The sequence below is a fragment of the Dyella ginsengisoli genome (genome assembly GCF_044904665.1).
Classification (GTDB): domain Bacteria; phylum Pseudomonadota; class Gammaproteobacteria; order Xanthomonadales; family Rhodanobacteraceae; genus Dyella_A; species Dyella_A ginsengisoli.
This window is the reverse complement of record NZ_JADIKM010000001.1, coordinates 590816-609429: the sequence shown is the minus strand read 5'-3', so window position 1 is coordinate 609429 and position 18614 is coordinate 590816. Positions and strand designations below refer to the sequence as shown.

The window sequence follows — 18614 nt, the reverse complement described above, 5'->3', positions numbered from 1 at the left end:
GCCCGCCACGGCACCCAGATCGTTCGATAACAAGTTGCGATGTGACTCGTTGAGCGTCATCACCTGTCGCCGCATCGTGAGATAGCTATCCCAGCGACCGAGACGAGCTTTCGCCCCCATCAGCGCGTTTTAGCCGTTGAGTATGGCCGTGTTGAACGGCATGGCGAGAGTGGGGTGCAGGAAATACAGAAGATTGGCTGCCGCCGGCCCCAAGCCCTTGATGGCATGCCCATCCAGCGTGTGGACCGCCTCAACCAGCGCCTGTTCGCCATCGCAGCACAGACACGTCTGCAAGAATCGTCCGAACGCCCGTTGATGCGCGGGATTTTCGTAGATGTCCGGAATCCGCAGCTTCGGTTTCCACAGGAACGCGTGATCGGCCCCCTTGAAAATCTGACGCTGCTCGGCGATCGAGTGCACGACGGTCTCCAGCGATGATCCGCGGTACGCCGTGCCAAAGGTCCCTGTATCAATTTCTTCTACTACCGCTTGCAGGCCGCGACGGATGGACCGGAAATGCTTCAAACGCCTTTCCCACAGGAACCAGCTCTGATACGTGCCGCCAGGATCGGCGCGCCAACGCTGCAGAAGCGCGTGGATGGTGTCGAATGAAAGCGCGGACATTCCCTCTCCTCATTGCGGCATAAAGCTCGTACAGCCTATCGCTGGCTACCCGGCGAGGCGCATGAACCCTACTCCATGGTTGATTCCGTTGCCTCGCCAGCTTAGGGTGCTAGGGCCATGATGCCTGCCCTCCACCAAATTCAGCGCTCTCGTCGCCTTCGGGTGATCGGGTTGCTGGCGTGGTTTGCACTGGTCCTTCAGAGTTTTGCAGCCATGGCCCAGCCGCCAACGTTTCCGGCGATGACCGCGATGTCGATGTCGATGGCAAGCCGCTCCCCGACGCACGCCCAACATGCGATGTCTCCGGTCTCACAGGACGTATGTTGCGCTGACCACATCGCCGCGAATCACTGCACGTGCGCATCCATGTGCGCGAGCGCGCTGCTTCTTTCACGCATCGGCCTGCCTGCTGCATTGCCGATGCCCCCGCGTTTTGGTCACCTTCGTGTGCCCCATGCGCCGGCCGTGGCGATGACGCCACCCCTGCGACCGCCGTCCGTCTGACTCTGCGCTGCATGACCTCTGTGGTGCGTTGAGCCTCAGGCTACACGCCCGCGTTCTTTACGATTCACGAGGCATGGTCCGTGCCCGTGGATGCGCAGATGGAGTCCCCCTATGAATCCTTTCCTTCCTCCCGACGGGGTGGATCGTTCACGCCGTCACTTCGTGCTCGGCCTGGCGGCCGGTGGTACCGCGGCCGGCCTCGGGCTGCTGGCGCCCGGCCGTGCCTGGGGCGCCGCCGGCCCGGCGATGCCCGCCTCGGCGATGCCGCGGCTGCGCGGCGACACATTCGACCTGACCATCGGCGAAACCCCCGTCGACTTCACCGGTGCGCGGCGTATCGCCACCACCATCAATGGCAGCCTTCCCGGCCCGATTTTGCACTGGCGCGAGGGTGACACCGTGATGCTGCGCGTGACCAACCGGCTGGCGGTGCCTACCTCGATCCACTGGCACGGCATCCTGCTGCCGTTCCAGATGGACGGCGTGCCAGGCATCAGCTTCCCCGGCATCGCGCCGAGCGAAACCTTCACTTACCGCTTCCCGGTGAAGCAGAGCGGCACCTACTGGTACCACTCGCATTCGCGCTTCCAGGAGCAGTCCGGCCTGTACGGTGCGATCGTGATCGACCCGGCCGGCGGCGAGCGGCACCGCGTCGATCGCGACCACGTGGTGATGCTCAGCGACTGGAGCGATGACGATCCGGAGCACATCTTCGCCACGCTCAAGCGCCAAAGCGATTACTACAACTTTGCCGAGCCGACCGCGCCGGAGTTTTTCCGCGACGTGCGCACCATGGGCCTCCAAGCAGCACTGGCCAAGCGCAAGATGTGGAACACCATGCGCATGAGCCCGAGCGACTTGAGCGACGTGTCGGGCTACACCTACACCTACCTGATGAATGGCACGACGCCGAACGGTAACTGGAGCGGCCTGTTCCGGCCCGGCGAAAAGGTGCGCCTGCGATTCATCAACGGCTCGGCGATGACCTATTTCGACGTGCGCATTCCCGGACTGAAGATGACCGTGATCGCCGCCGACGGTCAGGACGTGGAGCCGGTGCCGGTGGACGAGTTCCGCATTGGCGTGGCCGAGATCTACGACGTGCTGGTGGAGCCGCAGGAAGACCGCGCTTATACCGTGTTTGCCCAGTCGATCGATCGCACCGGCTACGCCCGCGGCACGCTGACGCCGCGTCTGGGCATGCAGGCCGAGGTACCGGCGATGGACCCGCGTACGCGCCTGGCGATGGTCGACATGATGGGCGCGATGGCGATGGGGAATGGGGGTCACAGCGGTGGTGGCATGCAGGGCATGGACATGTCCGGCATGTCCGGCATGTCCGGCATGTCCGGGATGTCCGGGATGGACATGGGTGGGAACAAGGCGCCCGCCGTCCACCACGCCCGTACCGAGTACGGCCCCAGCGTGGACATGCACGTGGACATGCCGCGCACCAACCTGGACGACCCAGGCGTGGGCCTTCGCGACAACGGTCGGCGGGTGCTGACCTACGCCGACTTGCACACCATCGGTGGGCCGATCGACCGGCGCGAGCCCGGCCGCGAGATCGAGCTGCACCTCACCGGCAACATGGAGCGATACATGTGGTCGTTCGATGGCGTGCCGTTCAGTGATGCCACGCCAGTGCATTTCCGTGCCGGCGAGCGGCTGCGCGTGGTGCTGGTGAACGACACCATGATGCCGCACCCGATTCATCTGCACGGCATGTGGAGCGAGCTGGAGAATCCCGACGGTGCGTTCCAGGTGCGCAAGCACACTATCAGCGTGCAGCCCGCGCAGCGAGTCAGTTATGCCGTGAGCGCCGACGCCGCGGGGCGCTGGGCCTATCACTGCCACATGCTCTACCACATGGAAGCGGGCATGTTCCGCGAAGTGGTGGTGTCATGAGCCAGGTCATCAGCACGTTGCAAAACCCGCTTCGCGTGGCGCTCGGCATTGCGCTCGCTGCCGGTAGTGCCTTGGCACCGCCGGTCGCCGCGCAGTCGGCGCCCGCACCGTCCGCCAGCACCGCCCAGGCGAAGGACTCGATGGACATGAGTTCGATGGACATGGGCTCCATGGACATGGGCGGCATGCCGATGCCCGCCAGTACGTCCAGCACGAAGGCTCCGGCAGCATCCGGGACTACTCGCTCCTGGAAAGGCGATGGCATGGGCGGCATGGACCGTGGGGCCATGTCCGGCATGCAACACTCCGAATCCGCACCGGCGACCTCATCCAGCAGCCCGCCGTCATCCATGAGCTCGATGGACATGGGTGGCATGGACATGGGCAACATGCCGATGCCGGCCAGCGCGTCCAGCACCCCGGCAGCAGTCGGGGCCAGCCCTGCCGCAAAAGATCGCGACATGGCCGGGATGAAGCACGGCCAAATGCCCGATCCCGCCCCTGCCGCCAAGACACCCTCGACAGGGACGATGGACATGGGCTCGATGGACGTGGGCGGCATGCAGCATGGGGCGATGCCCGGGATGGATCATGCAGACCATGCCAAAGGCGCGCGTCCGTCGGCATCGTCGTCGTTGATGTCCGGGATGTCGGGCAATGCTTCCGGCGACGGCATGTCCGGCATGGCGATGGGCGCCATGCAGGGCGGCAAGGCCCCGGCGGATGCGCGCAGTCCCGATTATTCCGACGGCGTCGGCTACGGCGACATGTCGGGCATGGACATGGTGCCGCCCAAGGTGGGGCGACTGCTGCTGGACAACCTCGAAGCGGTGCACGGGCGGAACGCCAACGGCCAGGCCTGGGAGCTGCAGGCCTGGTACGGCGGCGACACTGACAAGCTGTGGCTGCGCAGCGAGGGCGAGCGCAGCGCCGGACGCCTCGAAGACGGCAGTGCTGAAGTGCTGTGGAACCATCTGGTGGCGACCTACTGGTCGACCCAGTTAGGCGTTCGACGGGACATCGGCGTGGGCCCCGGGCGGACCTGGGCTGCCGTCGGTGTAGAGGGACTGGCGCCGTACTTTTTCGACGTGGAAGCGACGGCCTACGTCGGCCAGTCAGGTCGTACGGCGGCCCGTTTTCGGGCCACCTACGATGTGCTGCTCACCCAGCGGCTGATTCTCACGCCGGAGTTCGAGCTCAACGCCTACGGCAAGGCCGACCCGGCGCGTCGCCTTGGCGCCGGCGTCTCCGACGCCTCGCTGGGGCTGCGCCTGCGCTATGAGATCCGCCGCGAGATCGCGCCGTATGTGGGCGTGAACTGGGTGCGCCGCTTCGGCGCTACCGCCGGTTACGCACGGCGCGACCATCAACCCGTATTCGACCCGCAGCTCGTGGCGGGCGTGCGCATCTGGTTCTGAAGGGGAATCCATCATGAAAAAACACATCAAGCACCACAGCATCACCGTGGCGGTCGTCCTGGGTGTGCTGGCCATCGGTGCGGGGGCGTTCGTCTATTCAGGCATCTACAACATCGGCGCCGACGACCACCACACCAAGCCGGTGTTTGCACTGCTGCAGACGCTGCGCGAGCGCTCCATCCAAGCGCGCTCGGCCGACCTCAAGATGCCCGACCTGAACGATCCGCAGCTCATCCTCAAGGGCGCCGGCCAGTACGCGGCGATGTGCACGCAGTGCCATCTCACCCCGGCGATGAAAGACTCCGAGTTGCGCCCCGGTCTGTATCCTCAGCCGCCCAACCTGAGCCAAGCGCGGGTCGACCCGAAGGAGGCATTTTGGGTGATCAAGCACGGTATCAAGATGAGCGCGATGCCCGCATGGGGAGCCAGCCATGACGACGACACGATCTGGAGCATGGTCGCCTTCCTGCAGAAGCTGCCGGACATGACAGCCGCGCAGTACAAAGACATCGTCGCCAAGGCACCGCCGGATGACGACATGGACATGGATGGCAGCGACGGTGGCCACAACCACGCGCAGGGGGACGCGGCGCAAGCGATGCCGGCTATGGCGATGCCGGATGAGCACAGCCACGCCGACGCACACGACCACGACCAAGGCGCGAAGGAGGTTGCCGCCGAGACGCCGATCCCGCTGGAGGGCCTGCGTGCCGGTGCCGTCCCGGGTGCCGAAGCGGTCGCCCGCCGGTTCCAGCAAGCCCTGCAGCGTGGCGATCGCGCGACCGCGCTGGCGCAGCTGGCGCCCGACGCTAGCATCCGCGAAGGTGGCGAAACGCAAACGCGAGATGCCTATGCCGCAGGTCACCTCGACGCGGACATCGCCTTTCTCAAGCAGGCTCGGGTGAGCCCGGGGACGTTCGGCTCCATGGCGATGGGCGACACAGCCATGGTCGGCAGCGAGACCACCATCGCCGGCACCGCCAAGGGCCGGCCGGTGACGGTTCGTAGCCGCGAAATGCTGACCCTGCGCCAGCACCACGACGCCTGGCAGATCACCGAGGTGCAGTGGCAGTCCACGCCGGTCGCAGGAGTAGTCCCGTGATCCATCGCGGTGCGCAAGCGCGTGGATCTGCTCGGCAGCACGGGTGCGGACGCGCAACGGCGCCAAGCCCTCTGTGCAACCGCCGGGGCCGGCGGGAGCGCTGTGGAAGCCGCCTTCCGGTGCTGCCGGCCCGGGCCGGCCGATGCGCTCAAGTTGTGGCAAATGGCCGCCATCGCCGACGGCTGCGTCCTCGGATTGACCTGCGTCATCCGAACAACGTGGCGACCGGGTAATCTTCGCCATGATGAAACGCTGCCGCCGGCTCCGACCGACCATTCGCCGTCGCCTGACTTGGGCGATGGTGCTGTGGCTGGTGTGCCAGCAGCTGGCGCTGGCGGCGTACGCGTGTGCCGGCCTGCCGGGTGGTGCTCTGCCGGCGGAAGTGGCCGCCATGCCGATGATGGCCGGTCGCCAGGCTGCCGGCATGCGCATGCCGGGCATGGCCATGCCCGATACGGGCATGGCCCCGGACTGCGCCGACATGCGCACAGGCGCTCCGGCGCGTGCCCTGTGCGAAGGCCACTGCCATCCCGATCACGCCACCCAGCCGGACGCACGCGCACCGTCCGTGCCGACCGCGATGGTCGGCATGCTCGCCCCGCCGCCGGTGATGCCGGCGATGGCGCAGGTATCGTCCAGCGGCAATGTGCGGGTGCGCGCCGAACGATGGCGTCCCCCTGCGCCGCCACCGATGCTCCTGTACTGCTCGCTCCTGATCTAGCAGGCCGCTATTGGCCGCCTTGCGTTCGCCGGGCCATCGCGCCCCGGCGTTTCCGGATCCCTGGAGTGAGTGACCATGTTTTCCCGATGCCTTGTCCGGCGCCTGATGCCGGGCCTTTTCCTATGCGCTTTCGCTGGGGCGACGGTGCCGCGTGCCCATGCTGACGGGGCGGTGCCGCTGACCCTCGACCAGGCGGTACGGCTTGGCACGCAGCGCGCGCCCCTGCTTGACAGCCGCGATGCCGAGGTCGCCGCCAGCCGCGACGATGCGGTGCGGGCCGGCCGGCTTCCCGACCCGGTGCTCAGCTTCGGCGTGGCCAATTACCCGGTGACCGCGCCGGGTGCCTTCAGCCTGCGTGCCGACAGCATGACCATGCGCACCGTCGGCGTCATGCAGACCATTCCCTCCCGCGCCGCTCGCCAGGCCGACCGCAACGCCGCCTCCGCCGGGGTGGCGGCAGCGCAGGCCGATCGCCTGGCGCTGGCGCAGGACCTGCGCCAGTGGATCGCCGATGCCTGGATAGAAGGCTGGGCTGCCCGGCAACGGCTGGACCTCCTTCAGGCCTTGCGTGAAGAGAGCGACCTTGCCGTACGTGTCACACGGGCGCGGCTGCGCGGCGGTGACGGCAACGCCGTCGATGCGCTCGCCGCCCGCGCCGAGCAGGCCGCGCTGGCCAATCGCATCGATGCCGCGACGGCCGAGCTGGATCGCGCGCGGGCGAGTCTGGCGCGCTGGATTCCCGAACCGCAGGTAGACGCCCCGCTGGCCGAGCCGCCCGATTTCACGCAGCTGCCGGTACCGGTGCCTACCCTGCAGCGCGAGGTGGACCGGCAGGCGCCGATGCAGCCGTGGCAGGCGCGTGAGCGAGAGGCGCAGGCCGCGCTCGACCAGGCCAGGGCCACCCTGCATCCCGACTGGAGCGTCAGCCTGATGTACGGCCAACGCGCTCCGCGCCTGTCGGACATGGTCACCCTGCAGGTGGGCGTGAGCCTGCCACTGTTCACCCGCAACCGGCAGGACCGTGCCGTCAGCGCCCGCCAGGAGGCCCGCGACGCGGTGCAATTCGCGCGCGAGGACGCGCGCCGCGCCCAGCGCGAATCGATCGCGCGGATCGCCGCCGACTGGCAGGGCTGGAACCGTCAGGTGGATCGCGATCGCGAGCTGCTGCTCCCGCTGGCGCGCGACCGCACGCGAGTGGCGCTGGCCGCGTACCGGGGGGGCGGCCCGCTGCAGCCGTGGCTCGATGCACGCCGTGACGAGATCGCGCTACGCCTGGACTACACCGATGCGCTGGCCGCCCAGGCCCGCGCGTGGGCAGCGTTGGCCTACCTGTTGCCCGCCTCCACCCTGTCGTCGGAGCACCTGCCATGAAACGGATCCTTATCGTGATCGGCGCGCTGGCGGGTGCCGCCGTCCTGCTCGTCCTGGGGTATGTCGGCGGTCGCCATGCCGGCGCCACACCGCCCCGGGCCAACGTCGCTGCCACGGCACAGGGCACGCCACGCAAGGTGCTCTACTGGTACGACACCATGGTGCCGGACCAGCACTTCGATCATCCGGGTCTCTCGCCGATGGGCATGCAAATGGTGCCCAAGTACGCGGATGAGGGAAGCACCGACAAGGACGTCGTACACATCGATCCGAGCACCGTGCAGAACCTGGGTGTGCGCACGGCGCCCGTAGTGCGTCGCGTCCTGGCAGCCCAGTGGGAGGTGCCTGGCACCGTAGGTTGGAACCTGCGCGACGCCGTCACCGTCAGCGCGCGGACCGACGCGGTGGTGGCGCGACTTGACGTGCGCGCGCCGTACACCGCCGTCAAGGCAGGACAGCCGCTGGCCGAACTGCTGGCGCCGTCATGGAACAGCGCGATCGCCGAATACCGCGCCTTGCAGCAGGCGCGGTCCAGTGATGCACAGGCGCTGCGCGCCGCGGCGCGGCAGCGGCTGCAGGTGCTGGGCCTGACCGCGCCGGACATCGCCTCGGCGCACGACGGCCGCGTCACGCTACACGCGCCGCAAGATGGGGTGGTCACGGCCCTGGACGTGCGCGAAGGCCAGCAGGTCGGCGCCGGCCAGACGCTGATGACGCTCAACGGCCTGTCCACCGTGTGGGTGGAGGCGGCACTGCCGCAGGCCATGGCGGGCACGGTACGCGCCGGCACACCGGTGACCGTGCGTGCGACGGCTTTGCCTGGCCAAGTGTTCCGCGGCCAGGTGGAAACCCTGCTGCCGGACATCGACGCCACGACACGCACCCAGCGGGCCCGCATCGTGCTGGCCAATCCCGGTGACGCATTGAGCCCGGGCATGTTCGTCGACGTGGCCCTGCAACCGGCCTCGGGGCCACCGACGCCAGTCGTCCCCGACGGCGCCGTGATCGCGACCGGCAGCGCAATGCCGAGGGTGATCGTGGCAGAAGGCGACGGCCGCTTCCGGCCCGTGCCCGTGCGCATGGGCCGGTCGGCCGGCGGCTACACCGAGGTGCTTGCCGGCTTGGCCGGTGGCGAACGCGTGGTGGTGTCCGGTCAGTTCCTGATCGATTCGGAGGCGAGCCTGTCCGGCGCCTTGCAGCGGCTACAGACGGGCGAACCGGCGCCGGCGGCGAGTGCCGCGATGCCGGGCACGTCCCCGCCGGAGCCGCGGCCATGATCGGCGCACTGATCCGCGCCGCGATCCGCTACCGCGTCTTCGTGCTGCTGGCCGCGCTGGGGCTGGCGGCGGTGGGCGTCTTCTCCGCCTGGCATACGCCGATCGACGCACTGCCGGATCTCTCGGATACCCAGGTGATCATCCGCACCCCGTATCCGGGCCAGTCGCCGCAGGTAGTGGAGGACCAGGTGACCTATCCGCTGGCCACCACGATGTTGTCGGTGCCCGGTGCGACCACGGTGCGTGCGTACTCGTTCTTCGGCGACTCCTACGTGGACGTGCTGTTCAACGACCACACGGATCTCTACTGGGCGCGCTCGCGGGTACTGGAGTATCTGAGCCAGGCGCGCAGCCAGCTGCCGGCGGGCGTCGACCCCTCGCTTGGCCCGGACGCCACCGGTCTTGGCTGGATCTACGAATACGCCCTCGTCGACCGCACGGGCCGGCACGACCTCGGCCAGCTCACCGCGCTGCAGAACTGGACGCTGCGCTTCCAGCTGAAAACCGTGCCCGGCGTGGCCGAAGTAGCCACCCTGGGCGGGATGGACCGTGCGTGGAAGATCGTGCCCGATCCCCAGGCGCTGGCCGCGCGCGGTCTCACCGTGGCGCAGTTGGTCGATGCCGTACGTGCCGCCAACGGCGCGAACGGCGGGTCGGTGATTGAACAGGGCGAGGCCGAGCTGATGGTTCGCAGCGAGGGCTATCTGAAGACCCGCGCGGACTTCGAGAACGTACCCCTCGGTGCCAACGCGAACGGCGTGCCGGTGCGGCTGCGCGATGTGGCGACCGTGCGGCGGGGGCCAGTCTTCCGCCGCGGTATCGCCGAACTGGACGGCCAGGGCGAGGTGGTGGGCGGCATCATCGTGATGCGCTCGGGTGCGAACGCAAAGGCCACCATCGCGGCAGTGAAGGCACGCCTGACGCAACTGCAGCGCAGCCTGCCGCCGGGGGTGGACATCGTGCCCACCTACGACCGCTCGCAGCTCATCGACGCCGCGGTGCAGAACCTCAGGGACAAGCTGCTGGAAGAGTTCCTGATCGTTGCGCTGGTCTGCGCGCTGTTCCTCGGCCACCTGCGTTCGGCGCTGGTGGCCGTCGTCACTTTGCCACTGGGTGTGCTGGCCGCCTTCATCGTGATGAACCTGCAGGGTGTCACAGCGAACCTGATGTCGCTGGGTGGCATTGCCATCGCCATCGGCGCGATGGTGGACGCGGCCATCGTGATGATCGAGAACACCCATAAGCACCTGGAACACTGGCGTGACGCGCACGACGGGGCGGAGGCGCAAGGCGAGGCCCGCTGGGCGCTGATTGCCGAGGCCACCGTGGAAGTGGGGCCGGCACTGTTCGTGAGCCTCCTGGTGATCGCGCTGTCGTTCGTGCCGGTGTTCGCGCTGCAGGGCCAGGAGGGCAAGCTCTTCAAGCCGTTGGCCTTCACCAAGACCTACGCAATGGCCGCCGCCGCCGGGCTGTCGGTGACCCTGGTGCCCGTGCTGATGGGTTACCTGGTGCGCGGGCGCATCCGCGCCGAGCGCGACAATCCGCTCAACCGGGGTCTCACCGCGCTGTATGCGCCGATCCTCGACACCGTGCTGCGCTGGCCGAAGACCACGCTAGGACTGGCCGGCCTGCTGCTGCTCACCGCACTGGCGCCGCTCAGCCGGCTCGGCAGCGAGTTCATGCCCGCCATGGACGAGGGGACGCTCCTGTATATGCCGACCGCCTTGCCGGGGCTGTCGGCCGGCAAGGCGTCGCAGCTGCTGCAGCTGACGGATCGCATGATCAAGGCCGTACCCGAGGTGGCCCATGTGTTCGGCAAGGCGGGCCGCGCGGACACCGCCACCGACCCGGCGCCGCTGGAGATGTTCGAGACCACGATCACCTTCAAGCCGAAAGACCAGTGGCGACCTGGCATGACGATGGACACGATCAAGGCGGATCTCAATCGTGCCGTACACGTGCCAGGTCTGACGAACCTGTTCGTGCCGCCGATCCGCAACCGCATCGACATGCTCTCCACCGGCATCAAGAGCCCCATCGGCATCAAGGTGTTGGGTACCGATCTGGCGGCGCTGCAATCAGCGGCCGATCGCATTGAGGCGGTCGCGCGCACCGTGCCCGGCGTGCGCTCGGCGATCGCCGAACGCCCGGCCAGCGGCCGCTACGTCGACGTGCACATCCGCCGGGATGCGGCGGCGCGCTACGGCCTGACGCAGGAGCAGGTGCAGCAACTGATCGCGACGGTGGTCGGAGGCGATCCCATCGGCCAGAGCATCGAGGGGCGCGAGCGCTTTCCCATCGTGGTGCGCTATCCGCGCGTGGACCGCGACTCGGTGCAGGCCTTGCGGCAACTGCCGATCGTGGCCGCCAACGGCGCCCAGCTCACGCTGGTCCAGATCGCGGACATCACGGTCGCGGCGGGGCCGTCGATGCTGAAGAGCGAGGATGGCCAGCTGGCGACTTACGTCTACGTCGACACCGACAGCGGCAATCTCGGTGGCGTCGTCGCCCGACTGCAGCGCGCGGTGGCACAACAGGTCACGCTGCCTACCGGCGTCACACTGGACTGGTCGGGCCAGTTCCAGTACCTGGCCAGCGCCGCCCAGCGGCTCCGGCTGGTGGTGCCGGTGGCCTTGCTCATTGTCTTCGTGCTGATCTATGCCGTGTTCCGGCGCGCGGCCGAGGCGGCGCTGATCATGGCCAGTGTGCCGCTGGCCTTGGTCGGCGGCCTGTGGCTGGTCTGGCTGCTGGGCCAGGCCGTATCGGTGGCGACGGTCATCGGCTTCATCGCCCTGGCCGGCGTCGCCGCGGAGTTCGGCGTGGTGATGCTGCTCTACCTGCGCCAGGCCTGGGATCGGCAGCGCGTGGCCAACCCACAGGCGGGTGTCGAAGCGCTGGATGCCGCGATCCACGAAGGCGCGGCGCAGCGCGTACGGCCCAAGGCGATGACCGTGGCCGTGATCCTGGCGGGCCTGTTCCCCATTCTGCTGGGTCACGGCGCCGGGTCAGAGGTCATGCAACGCATCGCCGCGCCGATGATCGGCGGCATGGTGACCGCGCCCCTGTTGTCCATGCTGATCCTGCCAGCCGCATTCCGCCTACTGATGCGGCACCGACTGCGCAAGCTCCCACCATCGACCCCGACGTTCCATCCATCTCAGGAGATTCAACCATGAAGAAGCATGTTTTCATCCTCGCATGTGCCAGTACGCTGGCTTTGGCCTCGACTGCGGCCTTTGCCCAACAGACGGACCCAAACATGCCCGGCATGGCCGGCATGCACATGGCGAAATCCACTCAGGCGCAGGGCGTGGGCATCGTCAAGGCCACCGATACCGCCAAGGGCACGATCACGCTCCAGCACCAGGCGATCGCCGCCATAGGCTGGCCAGCCATGACGATGACCTTCAAGGTCGATCCGCCGACGTTGCTAGCGAAGGTGAAGGTTGGCGAAAAGGTGCAATTCACCCTGCATCCAGACGGCATGGCCAGCACGGTGACGGCGATCCGTCCGGCGAGTTAACAGACACCCTCGTCAGCTGGGCCCAGTTGTTGAGGGCCAGCCGGTGATCGTGAAGGCGGTGCTGCCACGCGCGTCGTGAGGCGCGTGGCGGCATTTGTTTCAGTCGTCATTTTTGGAGAACGACCATGAAATGGCTCGCTGTTTGTCTCAGCATCCCGCTGCTGTTCGCGGGCCTCACCATCAGCCGCGCAGTGCAGGCCACCGATGCTTACACTGACGGTTGGGTCGGCCAGGTGGATGGCCGGCATTTGGATGTCTGTTACCGTGTCACGCCGTTGCCAGCGGTTGGTGCGCGGCTGCAGGTCATGCCACGGTAACGTCGATCACAGACGCGCATTGCGTGCGTGCCGAGCTGATCCAGAGCACGGCGCAGCGGGCAGATCACATGCGCTGAACGGACGCGACGGCGAGGTCGAAAGGACTGCATGCATGCTTCGCGGCGGCCCGCTGCGGGTACTGGCGGCAGTATTTGTGATGCGGGCCAGTGGCCATCGCACCGGATGGCTGCTCTATCCGGGCCTGTTGCTGATGGGTGCCGTGTCGATCGGCGACCTGTTAGTGCCTGCACCTGGCGCATCCTGCCGCACGGTCAGCGATACCGTGGAAGTCCGCTGAATCGACACGAAAGATACGGGCACAGAGAAGACCCTGCCGACACTTCATTCTCATTTTCCCGGTAAAACCCATGACGACCGAGCTCATCCTGCAGAGCATGCTGACCTGTCCACATTGCGGCCATCAGGCCAACGAAACTATGCCGACTGACGCCTGCCAGTTCTTTTACGACTGCGCGAGCTGCGGCGAGCTGCTCCGACCGAAAGCCGGTGACTGCTGCGTGTTCTGCTCCTATGGAAGCGTGCCCTGTCCGCCGATTCAGCAGCAGAAATCCTGCTGCGGATAGTGATCGCCGAATCTTCTCCGTCAAGCTGCTGGGACGTTGACTCTGCTCAGCGATCTGGTGGTCGCCGCTCTCCAGATGCTCAGGGTGGCTAACGCAGCGAGGGCAAGCGCTCCCACCATGTCGCCTGGGTAATGCACGCCCAGATAGATGCGTGCCCACGCCATCGGCAGGCCGAGCAGCGCGACCGCCATGCCCCAGCGGCGCGTGCGTGGGTCGAGCAAGAGCATGCCGGCGACCACCCACTGGGCGGTCAGGTGATCGCTGGGGAAGCTGCCGGTGGCGGCATGGGTGATCCACGCATGACCTACGCCGGCCACGAACGGGCGAGCTCTGTTCCACACCATGTCGATAAGCGCGTTGCCGATCAAGGCCACGGCAGAGACCACCAGCGCTTTCAGCGCGGTGCCGCGCATCGACCATCGGGGCTGCACCAGCATCAGCCCAAGGACGCCGGCGTTCAGTACCAACGGCCCATCGGCGAACACGCGAGCCAAGTGCAGCATGGCGGGTGACGGCGGTACCGTTGGGTGGATGGCCTGGAACAGGCGAAGATCCCAGTCGTACACGATCGTGCCGATCCACGCGATGAGCGACATCATAGCTTGGCGATCGTGGCACCGGCGGCGATTTGTGCCTCCCGCGCCTCGCGAAGAATGCCCACGGACTCCTTGAGCACATAGACCGCGATGGCCGCACCGATCACCAGATCGGGCACGGAGCTATGCAACCAGAGCACCAGGACGCCTGACAGAATCACGGCCCCATTCGCGATGACATCGACCCGGGTGAGTAGCCAGGTCGCGCGCAAATGCACCTCGCCCTGACGAAAGCGTCCCAGCAACCGCAACACCGTGGCGTTGACGATCAGGGCAACAAGGGCGACGCCCATCATCCATCCGCCTTCCGGGTGGCTTCCCATCACACTGCGCCATACGACGCCGAGCAAGACACTTAGCCCCAGGATGAGTAGGAGCATTCCACTCAGTTGTGCGGCGGAGGCCTTGAAGTGGGCGCTGCGCGCCCACGCCGCCAGACCGACACCGTAGACACAGGCGTCGGCCAGCATGTCCAGCGAGTCGGCGATCAAGCCCATCGACTGGGCGATCAGCCCGGCGACGAGGCCGACCACGAACATCGTGGCATTGAGTCCCAGGGCGAGGCGCAATATCCGGCGCTGCGCCTCATTGGATGCTTCTGCGTGGCAACCACACTCAGTCATGCCGCATCGCCTTCAGTCCGCATCGGGCAGAACTTCTCTGGTCATAGAGGATGACGGCTGTGGTCGGCGGCTTCGATGGATGTTGAACACGAAACCGACAGCCAGCATCACCAGAATCGCCAGCTGGGCCAGCAGGGATTGCCAGGTCGGATAGATGCCCAGCAGTTCGATATGCGGCACCGGTGCGACGCTCACCGCCACCCAGCCGGCCTCCTGCAGCGCGGCGACGCCCTTGCCGGTCAGCACGATGGCGAGCACGGCGATTAACGCCGAACTTGCAGAGAAAAACGTGCCGATCGGGAGCCTGCGACTGGTGCGCAACAGCGCCCAGGCGATCACCCCCAGTACCGACGCACCGGCCGCGATGCCGCCGAGCAACCACACTTCCTGGCCGTCGTTCCACAGCGCGGCATAGAACAGGATGCTCTCAAACACCTCTCGGTACACCGAGATGAAGGCCAGCCCGAACAGGAACCATCCGGAACGTCGGTTGAGTGCGGCGGCCATCTTTTCCTTTAGATACGCCTGCCAGCGACCGCCGATGCTCTTCTGGTGCATCCACAGACCCACCCCAAGCAGCACGAACGCCGCAAACAGCGAGGACAGCCCCTCGGTCAACTCACGGCCGGCCCCACTGATGGAAATCGCATAGCTGGCGATCGCCCAGGTAGTGCCGCCAGCGACCAGTGCAAGGCTCCAGCCGGCATGCACGTAGCGCAGTGCTTCGGGCCGCGCGGCCTTGCGCAGGAAAGCGAGCAAGGCGACTACGACCAGCAGGGCTTCAAGACCTTCACGCACCAGGATCGTGAAAGCACCCAGAAAAGTGGCAGCCGCATCGCCTGCCGCATCGCTGGTGACCTTTTGCGCACGCACCAGCAGACCATCGACCTCATCGGCCTGTTTAGCCACCGAGGCCACTGCTGCGGTGCTGCTCGTCAACGCGGTGCGATAGGCTCCCATCGCCGTTTCAAGCTGGGCGCGCAGTGCACCATCCCGTGCATTGAGTTGCGGTTCGACCGGTTCCACGCCATCGAGGTAAGCCGACAGCGCCAGCTGAGTGGCCTGCGTCTTCGCGCCGGCACGATAAGCCGTCAGGCTCGCCGCAAGTCGCTCGCGCGCCAACGGAATGCCCGCCAACGCCTGCTGCTGGATGACGTCAGGGTGGCCCCGCAAATAGCCCACGATCGCCCGGGCACGCTCCGCACCGAGGGTAGGTGTCAGCTGCGCGACGCGCACACGCGACAATTCCTTCAAGTCAGCGATCTGTGCACGGGCGGCGGTATCGTGCTGCCAGGTATCGGCGCCGGTGGCGGCTTCCTTGGTGTAAGCCAGCGAACCCACGTAGTACGCCAACGCCCAGCGGTCGTCGGAAGAGAGTTGTCCAGCGTAGCTCGCCATCGGCGTGCCTTCCACGCCTTGGCTGATCACCTCGTACAACGACAGCGCGCTGCGCTGATCCGCTCGCGTCTGGTCAGCGAAATTCACTGGTCGAGGCGATAGCTGCAGGCCGGCCGGACCATCGCCATGGCCGGTCGCTCCATGGCAGTCGGCACACTGATTCTGATAGAGCGTCGCCCCACGCGCCAGATCGGGGGCATGTTCCGGAGCGGTCGGCACCGGATATGCCTGCACCAGCGCATCGGCCAGCGCATGTGCCTGTGTCGCCACTTGGGCGGGTGCCGCTTTGGTCTCGACCGAGGCCATCAACGCATCGGCCTCCTTAAGGAGCTCCGGCGTGGACGCGGTCGGCGGCAGCGCGCCGATGCGTAACCGAGCCGTCGATGTGAATTCCCGCATTTCGGCGTATTCGGACGCGCTGATCACCGCGCCATCCTTCACCGCACCGGCGTAATCGGTCGCCAAGTAGTCGAGCATCTGCCAAGTCTGCGGGACGGTGGAAGGGGTATCTTCTGCCCACGCCGGTAAGGCCGATGCGCCCCACAGCAACAGGATGATGACGGCGAGATGCCGCAAATATATACGAATGAGAATTATTGTCATTATTTAAATGTAGCAAGGTCAAAGCACTGCGTAAACTTAGACCACTCCACTCCCAAGGAAACCGTCCTGGCGCGATTGGTGGCACGGTGTCATTCGCACCGCGTACGACCTGCCTTCGAAGGCCGTGCCGCGACTACGCGGGCCCACACCAAACGCTGCGACGGCATTTCGAAATGGGCATGGTATGGCTTGCTGTCGGCGACGCCTGACAGCATGGCGCACTATGGTGATCAGGCCGGACATGAAGGGCGGCTGGCCGTTTATCGGCAATGCCCTGCCAGCAGTCGCGTGATGCGCGACCGAAACTGGTCAGGGGTGAACGTCGTGATCGGTCTCCCGATGGCTTGCTTCGCACTCGGATATCAGGAATGCCGGTGGCGGTGATGGATGTCCGGATAGTGCGCGTGAATGTGCGTGACCGGCTCATGCACATGTGGGTGGGTGTGCGGTTCACTGCCATCCCAAGGGAAATCGTGCGCGTGCTGGTGGTGATCATCGTGGCGATGACGATGCTCATGGGCGAGCGGATCGTGTGTATGCTCGTGCGCGTGGCGCTCGTTGACGTGCAGCCAGACGCCCATCGCCATCAGGGCACCGGCCAGCCAGAAGGTGAGGTCTGGATGGTCGGCGAACAGCAGCAGCGATAGGACGGCGCCCCCGAACGGTGCCGTAGAGAAGTAAGCCCCCGTGCGGGCCGTACCTAGACTGCGCAGCGCCAACACGAATAGCACCAGGCTCAGACCGTAGCCGACAAAGCCAAGCAGCCCCGTGGCCAGCAGCGGCAGCATGGTAGGAAAGCGCAGCCCCAGCCACAGGGCAAGCCCGATGTTGATCGCACCAGCCGCACCGCCCTTGATCGCGGCGATTTGCACCGGATCACCACCGGACACCGGGCGCGTCAGGTTGTTGTCGATGGCCCAGCACAGGCAGGCACCAGCGATCGCCAGCGCACCCCACGGCAATTCGCCGATGCGCTGCCTCTGCCACGTCAGCAGCACGCTACCGGCGACGATCGCCAGCATGCCCAGAAAAACGCGCCGATCGACGTTCTCGCGAAACACCACCCAGGCAAGTACCGCAGTGAGCACGCCCTCAAGGTTGAGCAACAGCGAAGCGCTGGAGGCAGGCGTATGGGCCAGCCCCAGCATCAGCAGGACCGGACCCAGCACGCCGCCGAACACCACCGCTCCCGCCAGCCACGACAAATCCCGCCGATGCAACGGTGCCTCAGTGGGTCTCCGGCCACGCCACCGCCGCAACACCATCCACGTTGCCAGCCCGATACCCGAGCCGGCGTATAAGAGGCCCGCCAGCAGCAGCGGAGGAATCGCGCCCAAGAGCGTTTTGGCCAATGGCGTGCTCAGACCAAACAGCGCGGCCGCCGCCATCGCCTGGAATACACCGCGTAGGTGCTCATGTTTCGGTTTCATACATCGCTTCCAGAGGGGTAGCATGAGTCGCTCCGCATTGGCTGCGGGGGGCCGGCCTATTGAGCTGAACCACAATGCGCGTGTGAAATTGTCTAACACCTCGGAGGCTGGTTACGATAACTGGATGCCATTCGCCCGCACATCGCTGCTGACCCGCCTGCGCCGCCACCGCGGCCTTTGGGTGTTGGCGGTGGCCGTGTTGCTGATCAAGCTGGTCGCCGGCACGGTCTGTCTGGCCGATGCGCCAGAGAAGCGATTGGTTTCGACCACCGCGGTCTCCGCCGTCAGCACGCCGGCAGATACAGCGATCGCCAACGTGTCGGCTGATGACGCGAGCGCCTGCCTCCTTGGTGAAGCGGATTGCCATTGCGCGTGCGCGCACACGGTGACGCTGCCGACGACTGCCCCGCTTGCTGTCGCCAGGGTGGAGTCTCGTTTCGACAACTTCACCATCCGCTCCGGGTTTACGCCGGCGACGACTGGCTCTCTGCTGCGCCCTCCGATCGCCTGAAACCGCTCCGTTTCGCGACGCATTCGCCCAGGCGATGCGTCGCTTCGTGATCGATTTCAGGAGATGGCTTCATGTCTGTGTTCCGTTCGGTGCCTATTGGCGCC

General features: G+C 66.5%; 18 protein-coding genes. 13 read left to right on the top strand and 5 right to left on the bottom strand.

All coding sequences use genetic code 11. The features are described 5' to 3' along the window. Positions 1–129: 129 nt before the first annotated feature. Positions 130–624 (bottom strand): hypothetical protein, encoded by a 495-nt coding sequence (locus ISP17_RS02755; protein ID WP_404629987.1) that lies wholly within the window; start codon positions 622–624, stop codon positions 130–132. 117 nt (positions 625–741) lie between these two features. Here ISP17_RS02755 and ISP17_RS02750 point away from each other — a divergent pair, with 117 nt between their 5' ends. From ISP17_RS02750 to ISP17_RS02695, 12 genes are all read left to right on the top strand, one after another. Next, the gene (locus ISP17_RS02750; RefSeq protein WP_404629986.1) at positions 742–1128 is read left to right on the top strand and encodes a hypothetical protein; all 387 of its coding nucleotides are present in this window, start codon (positions 742–744) and stop codon (positions 1126–1128) included. Positions 1129–1239: 111 nt separating this feature from the next. Beyond that, positions 1240–3036 carry a copper resistance system multicopper oxidase gene (locus ISP17_RS02745; protein WP_404629985.1) on the top strand — a complete coding sequence of 599 codons (1797 nt, stop codon included), beginning with the start codon at positions 1240–1242 and terminating at the stop codon, positions 3034–3036. Continuing rightward, complete coding sequence (locus tag ISP17_RS02740; protein ID WP_404629984.1) at positions 3033–4454, top strand: copper resistance protein B; 1422 nt, start codon at positions 3033–3035, stop codon at positions 4452–4454. The genes ISP17_RS02745 and ISP17_RS02740 overlap by 4 nt, the downstream gene beginning before the upstream one ends. 13 nt (positions 4455–4467) lie before the next feature. Next, positions 4468–5556 carry a c-type cytochrome gene (locus ISP17_RS02735; RefSeq protein ID WP_404629983.1) on the top strand — a complete coding sequence of 363 codons (1089 nt, stop codon included), beginning with the start codon at positions 4468–4470 and terminating at the stop codon, positions 5554–5556. Between the two features lie 241 nt (positions 5557–5797). After that, on the top strand, positions 5798–6277 hold the full coding sequence (locus ISP17_RS02730) for a hypothetical protein (RefSeq protein ID WP_404629982.1): 480 nt from the start codon (positions 5798–5800) through the stop codon (positions 6275–6277). Positions 6278–6448: 171 nt separating this feature from the next. Then, positions 6449–7648, top strand: coding sequence for a TolC family protein (locus ISP17_RS02725; RefSeq protein ID WP_404629981.1), 1200 nt, complete (start codon positions 6449–6451; stop codon positions 7646–7648). Further along, complete coding sequence (locus ISP17_RS02720) at positions 7645–8925, top strand: efflux RND transporter periplasmic adaptor subunit (RefSeq protein WP_404629980.1); 1281 nt, start codon at positions 7645–7647, stop codon at positions 8923–8925. Before ISP17_RS02725 ends, ISP17_RS02720 begins: the two co-directional genes overlap by 4 nt. Beyond that, positions 8922–12101: an efflux RND transporter permease subunit gene (locus tag ISP17_RS02715; RefSeq protein WP_404629979.1), complete on the top strand. Its 3180-nt coding sequence runs from the start codon at positions 8922–8924 to the stop codon at positions 12099–12101. The genes ISP17_RS02720 and ISP17_RS02715 overlap by 4 nt, the downstream gene beginning before the upstream one ends. Beyond that, positions 12098–12448 (top strand): copper-binding protein, encoded by a 351-nt coding sequence (locus ISP17_RS02710; protein ID WP_404629978.1) that lies wholly within the window; start codon positions 12098–12100, stop codon positions 12446–12448. Before ISP17_RS02715 ends, ISP17_RS02710 begins: the two co-directional genes overlap by 4 nt. Positions 12449–12573: 125 nt before the next feature. Continuing rightward, positions 12574–12765, top strand: coding sequence for a hypothetical protein (locus ISP17_RS02705; protein ID WP_404629977.1), 192 nt, complete (start codon positions 12574–12576; stop codon positions 12763–12765). A gap of 112 nt (positions 12766–12877) precedes the next feature. Next, entirely contained in the window at positions 12878–13063 is a 186-nt protein-coding gene (locus tag ISP17_RS02700) for a hypothetical protein (protein WP_404629976.1), read from the top strand. Positions 13064–13133: 70 nt separating this feature from the next. After that, on the top strand, positions 13134–13349 hold the full coding sequence (locus ISP17_RS02695) for a GDCCVxC domain-containing (seleno)protein (protein ID WP_404629975.1): 216 nt from the start codon (positions 13134–13136) through the stop codon (positions 13347–13349). Positions 13350–13369: 20 nt separating this feature from the next. Here ISP17_RS02695 and ISP17_RS02690 read toward each other — a convergent pair whose 3' ends face one another. From ISP17_RS02690 to ISP17_RS02675, 4 genes are all read right to left on the bottom strand, one after another. Further along, positions 13370–13948, bottom strand: coding sequence for a phosphatase PAP2 family protein (locus ISP17_RS02690; RefSeq protein WP_404629974.1), 579 nt, complete (start codon positions 13946–13948; stop codon positions 13370–13372). Next, complete coding sequence (locus tag ISP17_RS02685; protein WP_404629973.1) at positions 13945–14568, bottom strand: cation transporter; 624 nt, start codon at positions 14566–14568, stop codon at positions 13945–13947. The genes ISP17_RS02690 and ISP17_RS02685 overlap by 4 nt, the downstream gene beginning before the upstream one ends. Before the next feature lie 12 nt (positions 14569–14580). Beyond that, the gene (locus ISP17_RS02680; protein ID WP_404629972.1) at positions 14581–16569 is read right to left on the bottom strand and encodes an FTR1 family protein; all 1989 of its coding nucleotides are present in this window, start codon (positions 16567–16569) and stop codon (positions 14581–14583) included. A gap of 362 nt (positions 16570–16931) precedes the next feature. Beyond that, positions 16932–17999, bottom strand: a complete 1068-nt coding sequence (locus tag ISP17_RS02675; RefSeq protein ID WP_404629971.1) for a DMT family transporter — start codon at positions 17997–17999, stop codon at positions 16932–16934. Positions 18000–18021: 22 nt separating this feature from the next. On the opposite strand from ISP17_RS02675, the gene ISP17_RS02670 reads away from it, so the two are divergent. Continuing rightward, on the top strand, positions 18022–18510 hold the full coding sequence (locus ISP17_RS02670; protein ID WP_404629970.1) for a hypothetical protein: 489 nt from the start codon (positions 18022–18024) through the stop codon (positions 18508–18510). Positions 18511–18614 lie beyond the last annotated feature (104 nt).

What these genes read in the sequence shown, in the direction of transcription:
- ISP17_RS02685 (WP_404629973.1), bottom strand. Translation starts at nt 14,568, where the DNA reads ATGACTGAGTGTGGTTGCCACGCAGAAGCATCCAATGAGGCGCAGCGC.
- ISP17_RS02670 (WP_404629970.1), top strand. Translation starts at nt 18,022, where the DNA reads ATGAGTCGCTCCGCATTGGCTGCGGGGGGCCGGCCTATTGAGCTGAAC.
- ISP17_RS02750 (WP_404629986.1), top strand. Translation starts at nt 742, where the DNA reads ATGATGCCTGCCCTCCACCAAATTCAGCGCTCTCGTCGCCTTCGGGTG.
- ISP17_RS02695 (WP_404629975.1), top strand. Translation starts at nt 13,134, where the DNA reads ATGACGACCGAGCTCATCCTGCAGAGCATGCTGACCTGTCCACATTGC.
- ISP17_RS02745 (WP_404629985.1), top strand. Translation starts at nt 1,240, where the DNA reads ATGAATCCTTTCCTTCCTCCCGACGGGGTGGATCGTTCACGCCGTCAC.
- ISP17_RS02675 (WP_404629971.1), bottom strand. Translation starts at nt 17,999, where the DNA reads ATGAAACCGAAACATGAGCACCTACGCGGTGTATTCCAGGCGATGGCG.
- ISP17_RS02735 (WP_404629983.1), top strand. Translation starts at nt 4,468, where the DNA reads ATGAAAAAACACATCAAGCACCACAGCATCACCGTGGCGGTCGTCCTG.
- ISP17_RS02690 (WP_404629974.1), bottom strand. Translation starts at nt 13,948, where the DNA reads ATGATGTCGCTCATCGCGTGGATCGGCACGATCGTGTACGACTGGGAT.
- ISP17_RS02705 (WP_404629977.1), top strand. Translation starts at nt 12,574, where the DNA reads ATGAAATGGCTCGCTGTTTGTCTCAGCATCCCGCTGCTGTTCGCGGGC.
- ISP17_RS02700 (WP_404629976.1), top strand. Translation starts at nt 12,878, where the DNA reads ATGCTTCGCGGCGGCCCGCTGCGGGTACTGGCGGCAGTATTTGTGATG.
- ISP17_RS02720 (WP_404629980.1), top strand. Translation starts at nt 7,645, where the DNA reads ATGAAACGGATCCTTATCGTGATCGGCGCGCTGGCGGGTGCCGCCGTC.
- ISP17_RS02680 (WP_404629972.1), bottom strand. Translation starts at nt 16,569, where the DNA reads ATGACAATAATTCTCATTCGTATATATTTGCGGCATCTCGCCGTCATC.
- ISP17_RS02730 (WP_404629982.1), top strand. Translation starts at nt 5,798, where the DNA reads ATGATGAAACGCTGCCGCCGGCTCCGACCGACCATTCGCCGTCGCCTG.
- ISP17_RS02710 (WP_404629978.1), top strand. Translation starts at nt 12,098, where the DNA reads ATGAAGAAGCATGTTTTCATCCTCGCATGTGCCAGTACGCTGGCTTTG.
- ISP17_RS02755 (WP_404629987.1), bottom strand. Translation starts at nt 624, where the DNA reads ATGTCCGCGCTTTCATTCGACACCATCCACGCGCTTCTGCAGCGTTGG.
- ISP17_RS02740 (WP_404629984.1), top strand. Translation starts at nt 3,033, where the DNA reads ATGAGCCAGGTCATCAGCACGTTGCAAAACCCGCTTCGCGTGGCGCTC.
- ISP17_RS02715 (WP_404629979.1), top strand. Translation starts at nt 8,922, where the DNA reads ATGATCGGCGCACTGATCCGCGCCGCGATCCGCTACCGCGTCTTCGTG.